General features: G+C 75.4%; 14 protein-coding genes. 7 read left to right on the top strand and 7 right to left on the bottom strand.

The features are described 5' to 3' along the window. On the top strand, positions 1–1,145 hold a 1,145-nt coding region (locus ACI79R_RS13755; RefSeq protein ID WP_456574194.1), incomplete at its 5' end, for an HNH endonuclease signature motif containing protein. A gap of 42 nt (positions 1,146–1,187) precedes the next feature. On the opposite strand, the gene ACI79R_RS13750 is transcribed toward ACI79R_RS13755, so the two are convergent. From ACI79R_RS13750 to ACI79R_RS13725, 6 genes are all read right to left on the bottom strand, one after another. Further along, positions 1,188–3,155 (bottom strand): NlpC/P60 family protein, encoded by a 1,968-nt coding sequence (locus ACI79R_RS13750; protein ID WP_456574193.1) that lies wholly within the window; start codon positions 3,153–3,155, stop codon positions 1,188–1,190. A 194-nt stretch (positions 3,156–3,349) separates the two neighbouring features. Continuing rightward, a complete protein-coding gene (locus ACI79R_RS13745) occupies positions 3,350–3,562 on the bottom strand; it encodes a hypothetical protein (RefSeq protein ID WP_456574192.1) in 213 nt (70 codons plus the stop codon). An 11-nt stretch (positions 3,563–3,573) separates the two neighbouring features. Next, complete coding sequence (locus ACI79R_RS13740) at positions 3,574–4,890, bottom strand: citrate synthase (protein WP_456574191.1); 1,317 nt, start codon at positions 4,888–4,890, stop codon at positions 3,574–3,576. Between the two features lie 57 nt (positions 4,891–4,947). Beyond that, on the bottom strand, positions 4,948–5,946 hold the full coding sequence (locus ACI79R_RS13735; RefSeq protein WP_456574190.1) for a glycosyltransferase family 2 protein: 999 nt from the start codon (positions 5,944–5,946) through the stop codon (positions 4,948–4,950). Further along, a complete protein-coding gene (locus ACI79R_RS13730) occupies positions 5,943–7,058 on the bottom strand; it encodes a DegT/DnrJ/EryC1/StrS family aminotransferase (RefSeq protein ID WP_456574189.1) in 1,116 nt (371 codons plus the stop codon). Before ACI79R_RS13730 ends, ACI79R_RS13735 begins: the two co-directional genes overlap by 4 nt. Then, the gene (locus ACI79R_RS13725; RefSeq protein WP_456574188.1) at positions 7,055–7,501 is read right to left on the bottom strand and encodes a sugar 3,4-ketoisomerase; all 447 of its coding nucleotides are present in this window, start codon (positions 7,499–7,501) and stop codon (positions 7,055–7,057) included. Before ACI79R_RS13725 ends, ACI79R_RS13730 begins: the two co-directional genes overlap by 4 nt. A gap of 122 nt (positions 7,502–7,623) precedes the next feature. On the opposite strand from ACI79R_RS13725, the gene ACI79R_RS13720 reads away from it, so the two are divergent. From ACI79R_RS13720 to ACI79R_RS13710, 3 genes are read left to right on the top strand one after another with little or no spacing between them, the layout of a single operon-like run. Then, positions 7,624–8,544: a GNAT family N-acetyltransferase gene (locus ACI79R_RS13720; RefSeq protein ID WP_456574187.1), complete on the top strand. Its 921-nt coding sequence runs from the start codon at positions 7,624–7,626 to the stop codon at positions 8,542–8,544. Further along, a complete protein-coding gene (locus ACI79R_RS13715) occupies positions 8,544–9,245 on the top strand; it encodes a class I SAM-dependent methyltransferase (protein ID WP_456574186.1) in 702 nt (233 codons plus the stop codon). Before ACI79R_RS13720 ends, ACI79R_RS13715 begins: the two co-directional genes overlap by 1 nt. After that, entirely contained in the window at positions 9,238–10,617 is a 1,380-nt protein-coding gene (locus tag ACI79R_RS13710; protein WP_456574185.1) for an NAD(P)-binding protein, read from the top strand. Before ACI79R_RS13715 ends, ACI79R_RS13710 begins: the two co-directional genes overlap by 8 nt. A gap of 37 nt (positions 10,618–10,654) precedes the next feature. Here ACI79R_RS13710 and ACI79R_RS13705 read toward each other — a convergent pair whose 3' ends face one another. Then, positions 10,655–12,073 (bottom strand): class II fumarate hydratase, encoded by a 1,419-nt coding sequence (locus ACI79R_RS13705; protein ID WP_456574184.1) that lies wholly within the window; start codon positions 12,071–12,073, stop codon positions 10,655–10,657. Between the two features lie 152 nt (positions 12,074–12,225). Here ACI79R_RS13705 and ACI79R_RS13700 point away from each other — a divergent pair, with 152 nt between their 5' ends. The 3 genes from ACI79R_RS13700 (at position 12,226) to ACI79R_RS13690 (ending at position 14,938) form a co-directional block, all read left to right on the top strand. Further along, on the top strand, positions 12,226–12,795 hold the full coding sequence (locus tag ACI79R_RS13700) for a hypothetical protein (protein ID WP_456574183.1): 570 nt from the start codon (positions 12,226–12,228) through the stop codon (positions 12,793–12,795). Between the two features lie 133 nt (positions 12,796–12,928). Then, entirely contained in the window at positions 12,929–14,095 is a 1,167-nt protein-coding gene (locus ACI79R_RS13695) for a hypothetical protein (RefSeq protein ID WP_456574182.1), read from the top strand. 102 nt (positions 14,096–14,197) lie between these two features. After that, a complete protein-coding gene (locus ACI79R_RS13690; RefSeq protein ID WP_456574181.1) occupies positions 14,198–14,938 on the top strand; it encodes a DUF1707 domain-containing protein in 741 nt (246 codons plus the stop codon). The last annotated feature ends 9 nt before the right edge of the window (positions 14,939–14,947 follow it).

Genomic DNA, 14,947 nt, shown 5'->3' with positions numbered 1-14,947 from the left:
TGGCCGCCGAGGCGGTGCTGCTGACCGGCAAGCTGGCGCCGACGTGGGCGGAGTTGTTCGCCGGGCGGCTGACCGTCCGCAAGGCCCGCATCCTGCTCGATCTGCTCGGTGACGCCGATGACGAGGTGGCCGCCGGGGTGCAGGCCCGGGTGCTGCCCGGCGCCGAGCACCGCCCGCCCTCGCGGCTGGCCGACCGGGCCCGGTATCACCTGTACCGGCTGGACGCCGACGCCCGCGACCGCCGCCGGCGGGCGGCCGAGCGGACGGCGGATGTGTCGGTGCAGCGCACCGCCGACGACCTGGGCCGGCTGGTCATCGAGGGCCCGTTGCCGCAGGTGCTGGCTGCCCGGGACGCGGTGGACTCCTACGCCCGCTGGTTGCGCGCCGACGGCGATCCCCGCCCCATCGGCCGGCTGCGCTCGGCCGCGGCGCTGGATCTGCTCCTGCGGCCCTGGGACACCACCCGCCCACCGGTCACCGCCCAGGTCACCGTGCACGTCGGGATCTCCACCCTGCGCGGTGGAAGTGAGCCCGGGGAGCTGGACGGGCAGGTCGTCTCCGCCGCCCAGTGCCGCGAGGTCCTGGCCGCCCTGGACATGCTCGGGTTGCAGTCCCCGCCCCCCGGCGGGGCGCTCACCCTCTCCCTCGACGACGCGGCCACCGGCCAGACCGTCGCGGTCGCCACCCGGGCCGAGCTGGCCCGCGCCGCCGGCACCGGCCGCCGCCGCACCCGCCGCGGGACGGGCAGCGAGTCCGGTGAGGGCTCCGGTCTCCGGCGCCCGGGCGGCACGAAGGGCTACGGGCCGCGGGCGGCGCAGCGGCGCTACGTCGAGGCGCGCGACCGCACCTGCCGGATGCCCGGCTGCCGCCGCCGACCCGGGCGCTGCGACATCGACCACGTCATCGCCTACGACGCCGGCGGCCCCACCGAGTGCCAGAACCTGTGCTGCCTGTGCCGCCGCCACCACCGCATCAAGACCCACGCCCGCGGCTGGTCCTTCACCCTCCTGCCCGACGGGCGACTCATCGTCCGCACCCCCTCCGGGGTCACCCGCACCACCCAGCCACCGGGTTGGGCCACCGACCCCGAACCCGACCCACCCTGGCTCGACGACCTCGCCCCACCGGACCCGCTGCGCATGTGATCCCGGCGAGCGCGATCGGAGCCCGTGGCGCGGGGCACCGCGTCAGACGATCAGGTTGCCGAACTCCCAGTGCCACGGCTCCGGCTTCTCGCCGCCCGGGCCGGCCCAGTCGGGCTGGACGAACCCGAAGCGCCAGGCGTTCTGCGCCATCCACTGCCACTCCACCGACCCGGCGCGGTTGATCCCCCCGCAGAGGTCGACCGCGAGCGCCCACCCGTGGTTCGACGTCCCGGGCACGGCGGCCAGCGCCGGCTTCTTCCGGAACGCGGTCACCTGCGCGGCCATCGACCGGTAGGAGTCGGTGATGCACAGCGGGGTGCCGAAGGTGGCGGCGAACGCGGCGGCCATCCGGCCGTAGGCGGCGGCGGCGTCGCAGCGCAGGGCGTGTCCCGGAGCGATCGGGCACAGCGCCGAGGCCGGGATCTGGCCGTTGCCCCAGCCACCCCAGGCGGGGCTGACCGGGCCGAGCGGCACGGGCCGGGCGCCGCAGTCGCCGTTGCCGGAGGTGGCCACGGGCAGCGCCGGGTTGGTGCCGGACGACGGCAGGGTCACGCGGACGGCGCCGTCGGCCTGGCTCAGCACCCGCACGCCGACCCGGTAGCCGGCCGCCGAGGCGCCGAGCACCTCACCGGCGCCCAGGTAGATGCCCACGTCGGCGCCCCCGTCGGAGAACACCAGGTCACCGGTCTGCAGCTGACCCACGGGCACGGCCGCACCGGTGGTCCACTGGTCGGCGGCCTCCGACGGCAGGGCGTACCCGGCCAGCAGCCAGGAGGTCGAGGTGAACCCGCCGCAGTCGTAGGCCTCGGGCCCGGCCGCGGCGTCGGCGTAGGGCTTGCCCACCTGGGCCAGCGCGCTGCTCACCGCGGTCACGGTCTCGGCCGGCAGCACGGTGACCGGCCGGTTGCCCGCCACGGCCCAGGCCACGCCGGGGATGGGCTGCCCCGTGCCGTCCAGCGCGGCGGACAGGCCCGCCGGCAGCGCCGCCGGGTCGGCCAGCTCCGCGGCGAGCGGCGGCTCGATGCCGGCGGTCGCCAGCGTGGTCAGGTAGTCCTGCCAGCGGCGCAGCGCGCCGAGGTTGCGGTCGGCCTCGTCGCCGGCCACGGGCACGGCGGTCAGCGCCGCCAGCTGCGCGGCCGTGGGGACGGCGAGCTCGCCGACCTGCGCCCGCACCCGGGCCAGCAGCTCGGCGGCCTGGCGCTCGCCGGCCCGCACGGCCGCCCGCGCCGACTCGACCCGGGCGGCGGCGACCGCCACGGCGTCCCCGGCGCGGACCGCCCGGACGACGGTGCCCTCCAGGTCGGTGCCCGCGGTGTCGGCGACGGCCTGCAGGTACAGGACGTCATCGGTGGTCGCGGGGTCGTGCACGTCGAGCGCGAGCAGCGGCACCCGCTGCTCGGGGGTCATGCGGTACAGGTCGGCGGCTGCGGCTCCCACGATCGCCCGGTCGGCCGCAGCGGCGTCGCGCGCGGCCTGCTCGGCCTGCTCGGCCATCGCGAGCGCACCGCGGCGCACCGCGAGCTCCTGCTGGAGCTGCCGGTAGCGGGTGGCCTGGTCGGTGAGGCTGCTCTGCGCGGCCAGCGCCAGGCCCACCGGGTCGGTGGCCGCCACGGGCGTGGCGGCCGGCGCCGGCTGGGTGGGCAGCAGCAGTCCGAGCAGGGCGGGCAGCACCACGGCGGCGACGACCACGGCCACCCGGTGCCGCCACCGGCCCGGTTCGCCGACGAGCCGCGCGCGGAGGGCCGCGCGGCGCGCGGCCCGCTCGGCGGCGCGGCGGGCGGCCGCACGCCGCTGGGCGGCCCGCTTCTGGGCGGCGGTGCGGGGTCGGCCGGGCCGAGGGGCAGTGGCACGGGGAGCGGTGCCGCGGGGGGCCGTGGCCGTGCCCGCCGCGCGGGCGGCCAGCAGCGCCTGCAGGCGCGCGGCCTCCTGCGGGGTGAGCGGACGGCGGGGCGCGGTGCCCGGCCGGGCGGCCCGCGCAGCCCGGGGGGCGGGCGTGCGTGGTGCAGGCACTGCGGTTCCCCCGGAGTCCTCGATCGACGTGGCCGGCTCCGCTGGTGCAGCGGGGCCTCGCCGTCGTATCGACGGTCCGGAAGAGCGCCCGGAGGGGCGCGGGGGAGCGGCTCACCCCTGCGGGTGAGGGTGATCGGGGGATGACGCCCGATCGGTGGACCCAGTGCTCGGGGGGACCCAGTGCTCGGGGGGACTCAGTGCTCGGGTGGCCACCAGGCGTCGTGGCGCCGGACGAGCGGGATGCGGTGCTGGCCGCCGTCCTCGGTGGAGACCACGATCTCGACCGCGGTGATCCGCCGGGACGGCGGCACGGTGCCGTCACCGGCGTCCGTGCCGGGGAGGAGGGACCCGGTCGCCAGCGGGACCGGCGGCAGGACGAGGACCTCCTCCCCGGACGGATCGGCCATCGGTGCCGGGCTCAGCGGTCGCCGAGCTCGACGAACGCCCGCTCGGTGGGGCCGGTGTACACCTGCCGGGGGCGGCCGATCTTCGTCGACGGGTCGGCGATCATCTCGCGCCACTGCGCGATCCAGCCGGGCAGCCGGCCGAGGGCGAACAGCACGGTGAACATGCGGGTCGGGAAGCCCATCGCCCGGTAGATCAGGCCCGTGTAGAAGTCGACGTTCGGATACAGCTTGCGGGCGATGAAGTACTCGTCGTTGAGCGCGACCTCCTCCAGCTGGCGGGCGAGGTCGAGCAGCTCGTTGTTGCCGCCCAGCTTGTCCAGCACGGTGTCGGCGGTCTGCTTCACGATGGCCGCGCGCGGGTCGTAGTTCTTGTAGACCCGGTGGCCGAAACCCATGAGCTTGACGCCGGGCTCCTTGTTCTTGACCCGCTCGACGAAGCGGGGGATGTCGCCACCGTCGCGCTTGATCGCCTCCAGCATCTCCAGCACCGACTGGTTGGCGCCACCGTGCAGCGGGCCGAACAGCGCGTTGATGCCGGCGGAGACCGAGGCGAAGAGGTTGGCGTGCGAGGAGCCGACCAGCCGCACCGTCGAGGTGGAGCAGTTCTGCTCGTGGTCGGCGTGCAGGACGAAGAGCATGTCCAGCGCCTTGACCAGCTCCGGGTCGGCCTCGTACGGCTCGGCCGGGAAGCCGAAGGTCATGCGGAGGAAGTTCTCCACCAGGCCGAGGGAGTTGTCCGGGTAGAGGAACGGCTGGCCGACCGACTTCTTGTAGGCGTAGGCCGCGATCGTCGGCAGCTTCGCCAGCAGCCGCAGCGTCGAGATCTCGACGTGCTGCTCGTCGAAGGGGTCCAGGGAGTCCTGGTAGAAGGTCGACAGGGCGCTGACGGCCGACGAGAGCACCGGCATCGGGTGCGCGTCGCGCGGGAAGCCCTTGAAGAACTGCTTGAGGTCCTCGTGCAGCAGCGTGTGCCGGCGGATCCTCTGGTCGAACGCGGCCAGCTGGTCGGCGGTCGGCAGCTCGCCGTAGATCAGCAGGTAGGTGACCTCGAGGAAGCTGGCCTTGCCGGCCAGCTGGTCGATCGGGTAGCCGCGGTACCGCAGGATCCCGGCGTCGCCGTCGATGTAGGTGATCTCCGACGTGCAGGACGCGGTGTTCACGAAGCCGATGTCGAGCGAGACCTGCCCGGTCGTGGCCAGCAGCTTGCTCGTGTCCAGGCCCTCGGCGCCCTCGGTGGCGGGCACGACCCGGAGGGGCAGTTCGCCGCCGGGGTGCCGCAGGACCACGTCGGGGGTGGATACGTCGCCGGTGCTCTCAGTCGCGCTCATCGAGCAGGACGCTACTCACTCCCGGCCGCTGCGCACACCGGCACCACCACCGCCGGGTCAGGCGGCGTCGCCGTCCAGCTCCCCGGAAAGGCGGCCCAGGACACCGGGCCCGTGGGCCCGCCGGTACAGGGGCGTGCCGGGGTCGGCGGCCAGCGCGCCGTCGAGCTCGGCCAGCGCGACCGTCGCCAGGAAGGCCGCCTCCAGCCCGGGCGTCGCCGCGCCCGTGGGCACCTTGGGGTAGTGCTCGGCGGCCACGCGCAGGGCGGTGGAGAAGGCCTTGCGCTGCTGGGCCTCCTCGGGCAGGAACCCGTGGCGGCGGCCCCAGTCGACGAGCAGCACCCAGTCGTGTGCCGACCGCATCGTCATCCGCGGGTCCTGGGAGCGCTGGGTGTCGTGCAGCCGGAAGGAGCTGAGCGTCCGCGGGCTGTAGAAGGCCCGCCCCTTGGCCAGCAGCGCCACGCTCAGGTGCAGGTCGCCGAGCACCCGCAGCTGCCGCCCGTCGACCTCCCACAGCGTGTCCGGGTCGACGTCGGTGCGCCGGAACAGCACCGTGGACAGCTCGCCGATCAGGTTGACGCAGTTCTCCAGCAGCGCGTTGCCGAGCTCCAGCCCCTCGAGCGGCCCCGGCCGGTCCTGCAGCGGCTGCAGCTCGCCGCCGGGCACCGGGCGGCCGTCCGCCCCGACGATCGACCGCCGGGAGAAGGCGAGCGTGGCCCCCTCGGTGGCCTCCATGCCGCGCACGAGGTCCTTCACGCAGTCGCGCATGAGCAGGTCGTCGTGCAGGAGGAACTTGACGTACTCGCCGCGCGCGGCCTCCAGCAGCAGCGCCGGGTTCCGGAAGGCCCCGACGTTGCTCTCGTGCCGGATCACCCGGATCCGCGGGTCGGCCTCCGCGGCCGCCGCCAGGATCTCCGGGGTCGAGTCGGTGGAGGCGTCGTCAGCGACGACCACCTCGATCTCCTTGTACGTCTGCTCCAGCGCCGAGCGCAGCGTCTTCTTGAGGAAGCGCTCGCCGTTGTACGTGGGGACGAGGATGCTCACCAGCGGCGCGGTCACGGCCGGAACTCCCGGATGGCGTCGATGACGGACTCCTGCTGCTCGGGCCGCAGGTGCGGCCCCATCGGCAGGCTGAGCACCTCGGCGGCCAGCCGGTCGGCGACCGGGAGGCCGGCGGAGGCGAGGGGGGTGCCGGCGAACGCCCGCTGGCGGTGCGGCGGCACGGGGTAGTGGACGCCGGTCTCGACGCCGTGCGCGGCCAGGTGCGCGCGCAGCGCGTCCCGGTGCGGCGTCCGGACGACGTAGAGGTGCCAGACCGGGTCGGTGCCCGGAGCGGTGGCGGGCAGCACCAGGCCGGTGCCGGCCAGCGCCTCGGCGTACCGCGCGGCGACCTGGGCCCGCCGGGCGTTCCACTCGGCCAGCCGGCGCAGCTTCACCGAGAGCATCGCCGCCTGCACCTCGTCGAGCCGGCTGTTCCAGCCGATCTCCTCGTGCACGTACTTCTCGCTGCTGCCGTAGTTGCGCAGCGACCGCAGCCGCGCGGCGAGTGCGGGGTCGTCGGTCGTGACCGCGCCGCCGTCGCCCAGGGCACCCAGGTTCTTGCCCGGGTAGAAGCTCCACGCGGTCGCGTGCGCCAGCGCCCCGACCGGCCGGCCGCCGATGCGGGCGCCGTGCGCTTGCGCGGCATCGTCGAGCACGCGCAGGTCGTGCTCGGCGGCCAGGGCCATGAGCGGGGCGAGGTCCACCGGGTGGCCGTAGAGGTGCACCGGCAGCAGGGCCCGGGTGCGCGGGCCGACGGCGGCGGCCACCGTCGCGGCGTCCCACAGGCCGGTGACGGGGGAGACCTCGACCGGCACGGGGTCCGCGCCGGCGTGCACGACCGCCAGCCAGGTGGCGACGAACGTGTGCGAGGGCACGAGCACCTCGTCGCCGGGCCCGATGCCGAGGGCGCGCAGGCCGAGCACCAGCGCGTCCAGGCCGCTGTTCACGCCGACGGCGTGCCGCGCGCCGACCGCGGCGGCCCACCCGTCCTCGAACGCCGACAGCGCCGGCCCCAGCAGCACCCGCTCGCTGCGCAGCACGCCCAGGGCCGCCGCCTCGAGCTCCTCGCGGAGCTCGGCGTGCCCGGCGGCCAGGTCCAGGAACGGCACCTCCAGCGCCGTCCGGGTCACGCCCGCGCCTCGGACTCGCGGGCGGTGAGGAACTCGTCGTAGTCGCGGTAGTAGTCGTCCTCCGTGTAGGGCTGCGAGGCCAGCACGAGGCAGACGCTGCCGGAGGAGAAGTTGCCGAGTTCGCGCCAGGTCATCCGCGGGATGTACAGCCCCACGTAGGAGCGGTTGAGCGAGAACCGGGTGACGTCGGTGCCGTCGTCCACGACGACGTCGAAGCTGCCCGCGGCCGCGACCACCAGCTGCTCGAGCTGCTTGTGCGCGTGCCCGCCGCGCGACTCCCCGCCGGGGACGTCGTAGAGGTAGTAGACCCGCTCGATGCCGAAGGGCACCTGGGCCTGCGACTCGATGAAGGTGAGGTTGCCGCGCGGGTCGGTGACCCGCGGGAGGTCGACCAGCCGGCAGCCGGATCCGTTGCCGTCCGGGGGCGGGGTCCAGTCGGTCACCCGGCGCCCGGGGTTGGCCGACCGGCGCTCAGGACGCGTGGTGGACTGCGGATGCACGACTCGCCGATCGCCGGACGGACACTGACTGGCGACGGACTCTAGGTGAGGGGGAGGACGGCGCCGTGGATCTGCCGGAGGGCGGGTTGCTCTTCTGTCACTCCCGTTTCCACGACCTCAACGGCGTCCCGGACGACGCCCGGTGGCGCCACGAGCACCGGGACGGCGACCGCCTCGTGGGCGTCCTCGACGGCGTCGTGACCGACGGCGTGCTGCTGTCCGGGCACAGCGCGCCGTTCGGCGGGTTCGACCTGGCGCGGGCGGACCCGACCGTCGCCGAGGTCGTCGGCCTGGTCGAGGGCACGCTCGCCGCGGCGCGGGCGGACGGGATCACGACCGTGCGCATCCGGTGCCGGCCACGGGAGTACGCCCCGGCCGCGGAACCGCTCGTCGAGTACGCGCTGCTGAACGCCGGGTTCGTCGTCGAGCACTGCGACCTGAACCAGTCCGTCGACCTGGGGCCGCTGGCGGCCGGCGCGGACCCGCTCACCCTGCTGGCCAAGCGGACCCGGCGGTACGTGCGCGCCGCCCTCGACCGGCCGCACCGGCTCTCCGAGGTGACCGATCACGCCGACCTCGAGACCTGCCACGCGATCATCGCGGCCAACCGGGCCGCGCAGGGCCGGCCCGCGCCGCTCGACCTCGACTACCTGGCCCGTGCGCGCAGCGCCTTCCCCGACCGAATCCGCTCCTGGCTGCTCCACCGGGAAGGCGGACCGGTCGCCGCCGCGGTGGTCTACCGGGTGCTGCCCGACGTCGACCAGGTGGTGCACTGGGCCGACGCGGACCGGGACGGCGACCGCTCCGCGATGGACCTCCTGGCCCACCTGCTCACCCGCCACTCCGCGGCCACCGGCGCCCGGTTGCTCGACCTGGGCCCGTCCAGCGAGAAGGACGGCGCACCCAACGTGGGCCTCGCCGCGTTCAAGCGCAGCGTCGGCGCGTCGCCCGGCACCAGGGCCGTCCTCGTGGCGAGACTCGCCTGATGGGCCACGACTACTCCGACCGGTACGACCCCGAGACGGACTTCGACCGGCACTACACGGTCGCGACCGGCACGCGGATCCGCCGCTGGTTCCGCCCGGGGGACCACGTGCTCGAGCTCGGTTGCGCGGCCGGCTTCATGACCACGCTGTTCGCCGAGCGGGAGGTCACCGTCGACGCGGTCGAGCGCACCCCCGACTACCACCGCCGCGCGGTCGAGCGGGGCCTGCCCGGCGTGACGTTCCACCTCTCCGACATCGACGACTTCGCCCCCGACCACCGCTACGAGCAGGTGGTGGCCGCGCACGTGATGAACGAGCTGCCCGACCCGCTCGGCCTGCTGCGCCGGATCCGGGAGGAGTTCCTCGCGCCGGGCGGGCTGGTGCACGTGTCGCTGACCAACCCGCTGTCGCTGCACCGGCTGATCGCGGTCGAGATGGGGCTGATCCCCTCGGTGGAGGCCCTCAGCGAGCGCGGCCGCGACTTCTCCACCGTGCGCATCTTCGACGCCGACGGCCTCGAGGCGCTCGGACGCGAGGCGGGCCTCACCTGCGTGCACCGCGAGCCGGTGCTGCTCAAGCCGTTCACCAACGCCCAGCTGGAGTCCCTGCCCGACGAGGTCATCGCCGGCCTGGACCGGGTGGCCCGGCGCTTCCCCGACCACGGTGCCCTGAACTACGCCATCTTCGTCGCCGATGCCTGAGCCGCAGCTCGTCGTCGGCGGCAGCGTCGCCGCCCTCGTGGCCGCCGACGCGCTGGCCGCCGCCGGCCGGCCGGTGCGGCTGCTGCTGCCGCGGCGCGGGATCGGCGGCGGCTTCGGCCCGGTCGAGCGCGGCGGATACCGCCTCGAGCTCGGTATGCGGCTGCTCGAGCTGCGCTACGAGGGCGTCGGGACGCCGCCGCCGCTGACCGGGTACCGGCCCGAGGGGGAGGGGCACCGGCCCTTCGTCGGGCTGGTCGACGACCTCGTGCGGGACCTCGTCGGCGCCGACGCCGTCGTCCCCGTGGCGACGCCGGCCTGCTTCCTCGGCGGCCGGCTGGTGCCCGAGGTGCTGGTGAGCGGCGACCTCTCGCGGGCTCCCGGGCTGGTCGACGCGGGCACCGCGCGGCGGATCGCGGAGGAGGCGGCGGCGCTGGCCGCCCAGCACGGCGACGCCGGGCTGCTGGCCCCCGACCGCCGGCCCGCGCTGTGGGACACCGGGCTGGACGACGCCTCGCTGGCCCAGCACGGCCGCACGTTCCACCAGCTGTTCCTGGCCCCGTTCACCGGCAAGGTGCGGCCGGCCGGGGGCGGCGACGTCCTCGCCGCGCTGCGCCGGAAGGTGTGGGCGCCGCTGTACTGGCCGCGCACGGTCGCCGAGGCGTTCGGGGGCCGGCCGCCGGCGTTCGTGCCCGAGCGGCCGATGACCGTCGTCCGGCCCGGTGGCACGGGCCGGATCGTGGCCGCGCTGGTCGACCGGCTGACCGGCCGCGGTGTCGAGGTGGTGCCGGGCGACGCGGTCACCGCCGTCGCCGCGGACGGCGACCGCGTGCGGGTGACTACCGCCGACGGCCGCGCCGAGTCCGCGCGGCGCCCGGTGCTCGGCCTCTCCCCGAAGGAGCTGTTCGCCGCCGCAGGCATCGACTACGCGCCCCGCCGGGTCGAGTCGGTCATGGCCTGGCTGGGCGTGCCGGAGTCCGCGGTCGCGGAGCTGCCGGGCTTCGTGCACGTGCTGGACCCCGACGTGCCCGCCTACCGGGTCACCCCGGGGGATTCGGTCGAGGGCACCCGGGTGGTCTGCGTGGAGCTCGCGCACTCCGTGCCGCGGGCCGAAGTCGTGGACACCGCCCGCGACGTCGTCGTCCGGTTGGGGCTGGTGCCCGAGGGGACGCCGCTCGCCGACCTCGGCGTCCACGCCGGCCCGAGCTTCACCGACCCGACGGCCGACAGCCGCGACCGGCACGCCGCCGCCCTGGCCGAGTGGGCCGGGCGGGAGCTGGACGCCGTCGTCGTCGGCGGGGCGCAGGCGTTCGGCTACGACTCGTTCAACGAGCAGGTGCTGCAGGGCCTGCAGGCGGCCGAGCAGCTGGCCTGACGGAGGGGGCCGGCCGGCGCCGGCCCCCTCCACCGGCTCACGGGTGGGTCATCGACAGGACGTCGAGGGCCTCGTCGAGCTGCTGCTCGGTGAGCTTGCCCTGCTCGATGTAGCCGCGCTCCACGACCACCTGGCGGATGGTCTTCTGCTCGGCCAGCGACTGCTTGGCGACCTTGGCGGCCTCCTCGTAGCCGATGTACTTGTTCAGCGGCGTCACGATCGACGGCGAGGACTCCGCGTAGGTGCGGCACTGCTCGACGTTGGCCACCACGCCGTCGACGCAGCGGTCGGCCAGCAGCCGGCTCACGTTGGCCAGCAGGCGGATCGACTCGAGCACGTTGCGGGCCATGAGCGGCAGGGTCACGTTGAGCTCGAAGACGCCGGTGGTGCCGGCATAGGTGACCGCGGCGTCGTTGCCGATCACCTGCGCGCCCACCTGGATGACGGCCTCGGGGATCACCGGGTTCACCTTGCCCGGCATGATCGAGCTGCCCGGCTGCAGGTCGGGCAGCTGGATCTCGCCCAGGCCGGTGCGCGGGCCGGAGCCCATCCAGCGCAGGTCGTTGGCGATCTTGATCAGGCCGACGGCGATCGTCTTGAGCTGCCCGGAGGCCTCCACCAGCCCGTCGCGGGAGCTCTGCGCCTCGAAGTGGTCGCGCGCCTCGGTCAGCGGCAGGTCCAGCTCGCCGGCGAGCCGCTCGATGATCGCAGCGGCGAACCCGGGCGGGGTGTTGATGCCGGTGCCGACGGCGGTGCCGCCCAGGGGGAGCTCGCCGACGCGCGGCAGCGAGGCGCGCAGCCGCTCGACGCCGTAGCGGACCGCGGCCGCGTAGCCGCCGAACTCCTGGCCGAGGGTGACCGGCGTGGCGTCCATGAGGTGGGTGCGCCCGCTCTTCACGACGGTGGCGAACTCGTCGGCCTTGCGGGACAGCGACAGCTCCAGGTGCTGCAGCGCCGGGATCAGGTCGCGCACGATCGCGCCGGTCGCGGCGACGTGGATCGCCGAGGGGAAGACGTCGTTCGACGACTGCGAGGCGTTCACGTGGTCGTTCGGGTGGACCGGCTTGCCGAGCGCCTCGGTGGCGAGGGTGGCGATGACCTCGTTGGTGTTCATGTTGCTCGACGTCCCCGACCCGGTCTGGAAGACGTCGATGGGGAAGTGCTCGTCGAACTCGCCGGTGGCCACGCGCGCGGCGGCCGCGGTCACGGCGGCGGCGATGTCGCCGTCGAGCACGCCGAGGTCGGCGTTGACGGCCGCGGCGGCGCCCTTGATGGCGGCCAGCGCGCCGATCAGCTCGCGCTCGATGGGGGTGCCCGAGATGGGGAAGTTCTCGACGGCGCGCTGGGTCTGCGCCCGCCACTTGGCCCAGGCGGGGACCCGCACGTCGCCCATGGAGTCGTGCTCGATGCGGTACTCCGCGCCGTCCTGGCCGGCGGCGTCCTGCTGAGGGGCCACGCTGCGCTCCCGGTGGTGTCGATGGTGACAGTGCTCCGGGAGCGACCCTAGATGCCCGCGGGAGGAGCGCTCGGGGGAGTCGTCGGTCGCGGGGCCTGCGGTGGCGGTCGGCGACCGTACGGTGCGGCGATCTGCGAGGCCGAGGAGGGCCCATGTCCGATCCGTACGCCGCGGGATGGTCCGCCCCCTACTCGCCGCAGACCTGGGAGGTGGCGCCGATGCCGCCTCCCCCGTGGCTGAGCCCGCGCCCGGCGCCGCCCGCCCCGGCAGCCGTGGCGCCGGCGGGCAACCGCCCGGTGCTGGTCGCCCTGGCGGCCGGCGGCGTCCTCGTGGTCGCGGCCGCGGCAGCCGCAGCGGTCGCCACCTCGCTGGTGCTGGGCCGGGCCGACGACATCGGCCGGGACATGGGTGCCGCCCTGGGAGAGGAGCTGGGGCAGGCCCAGATGGACCAGATGGAGCAGCTGTTCTCCTACGGAGGCGGGTACTCCGGCGGCCCGCTCACCGCCCCGCCGGTGGACCAGTCGCCTCCGGTGGCGCCCGGCGAGCTCGGCGCCGACCCGGTGCTCGACCAGTACGCCCAGGAGTGCTTCGCCGGCGACCACCAGTCCTGCGACGACCTGTACTACGAGTCGCCGCCGTTCTCCGAGTACGAGCGGTACGCCTCCACCTGTGGCGGCCGGGTCAAGCCCTTCACGGTCGTCTACTGCACCGACCTCGACTGACGGGTGCCCCCCGCGACGGCTGTGGCCAGCGGGACGAGCAGTGCCCGCGCCGAGACCCACGGTGCTGGTTGCGTCACCGGGTGACACATAGCATCCAGGCGACACGCCCCCTGCCGTCCGAGGAGACCGCACCATGTCGCAGCCGCCGTATCCGCCTCCGGGCGGGAACGACCCCTCGGGCCAGCAGCCCGGACAGCAGGGCTGGGGGCAGTCGGCCCAGCCGGGGCAGCCCGGCTCGTCCGAGGAGCCCACCCAGCAGATCGGGCAGCCGCCGACGGCGCCGCCCACCCAGCAGTTCCAGCCCGGCCAGTACGGCCAGCAGGGCGGCCCCGACCGCGACCAGACCGCCCAGTTCGGTCAGCCCGACTACGGCCAGCAGCCCCAGTACGGGCAGCCGCAGTACGGCGGCCAGCCCGACTACGGGCAGCAGGGCCAGTACGGCGGCCAGCCGGACTACGGCCAGCAGGGCCAGTACGGCCAGCCGCAGTACGGGCAGCCCCAGTACGGCGGTCCGGGCGGCCCCGGTGGCCCGGGCGGCCCGGGCGGCCCGGGGTACGGCCAGGGTGCCGGCTCCTCCGGCGGCGGCAAGGGCAAGATCATCGCCATCGTGGTCGCGGCCGTCGTGGTCCTGGCCGGCATCGGCGTCGGCCTGTTCTTCCTCCTGCGCGGGGACGACGAGCCGACCAACACCGCCGGTGCCACCACCTCCAGCTCCGCGCCGAGCACCTCCGAGACCTCGGAGACGACCACCTCGTCGTCCTCCAGCGCGCCGGCGGCCGACTGCGAGGAGCCCTCGGGCAGCGGCTCCTCCGGCGTGCCGGACCCCTCCTCCCCGTGCGACATCACCGAGGAGGACCCGAACGGCGAGTTCCTGCCGCTCGCGGAGGACTGTGCCGCCGAGAGCTGGGACGCCTGCGACGAGCTGTACTCGATCACCGACGTCGGCTCGGACTGGGAGGAGTACGGCTCCACCTGCGGTGGCCGCAACGAGGAGACCTACGGCGGCTGCTACGACCTGTACGAGGGTGGCGGCAGCACCCCGTCGACCGGCGGTGGCGGTGGCGGTGGCACGACGCCGCTGCCCCCGGGCCAGCCGGCGCCGACCGGCGCCCCGCAGGAGGTGCAGGACATCGCCGACGAGTGCGGCAACGGCAGCATGACCTTCTGCGACATCCTCCGGGTGGCCGAGGGCCAGCCGGGGTTCGAGGCCTACGCGCAGTACGCCGCGACCTGCGGCGGGCGCAACCCGGCGCTGGCCCAGGGCGAGTACTGCTCCGACCTCTACCCGGGGAACCCGTGATCCCCTGACGTCGTACCGACGTCTCGCTGACGGCCCCGCCGCCCCGGTCTCCCGGGACGGCGGGGCCGTCGCCGTTCCCGGGCGGCGCTACGGTCGGACACCGTGGACGACGACGTGGTTCAGGGCGGGGACCAGGCCGGGCGAGCGCCCGCCGTCCGGGCATCCGACGCCGATCGCGAGGCGATCGTCGCGCGGCTGCAGCGGGCGCTCGGCGAGGGCCGGATCGACGTGGACGAGTTCGGCGAGCGCGCGGAGGCCGCCTACGCGGCGGTGACCCTCGCCGAGCTGGCGCCGCTCGTGGCCGACCTCCCGGGCGAGGGCCAGGTGGCCCCGCCGGTCGAGATGGTCGGCGGACGTGCGCCCGAGCGGGTGTCCAGCGTGTTCGGCGACCTGCGGTTCGCCGGGGGCGACGTGCCCCGCGTCGCCTCGACGGTGTTCGGCGACGTCCGGGTCGACCTGCGCGGGCTGCGCACCGACGCCGACGTGGTGGAGCTCGAGCTCGGCACCGTCTTCGGCGACGTCGAGGTGCTCGTCGCCGAGGGGGTGGACGCCGTGCTCAGCGGCCGGACGGTCTTCGGTGACCGGCGCACCGAGCTGGCCACGGTGCCCCGGCTGCAGGGGACGCCGCGGGTCGTCGTCCGCGCCCGCACCGTCTTCGGCGACCTGCGGCTGCGCAGCCTGCCGCCGGGCGCGTCGGGCAGCCGCTGGCGGGACATGCTCGACCGGCTGGCGGCGCGCCGGCTGCCGCCGCCGCTGCCCCCTCTGCCGCCCCCGCCGGCGGTGCCGCCCGTGCCGCCCCCGCCGCCGCTGCCCCCTCTGCCACCCCCGCCGGGGCTGCCCTGATCTCGGCGG

The organism is Blastococcus sp. SYSU D00820 (assembly GCF_054050695.1).
Note: the sequence above shows the minus strand (reverse complement) of the source record. Positions and strands in the feature narration are given on the sequence as shown.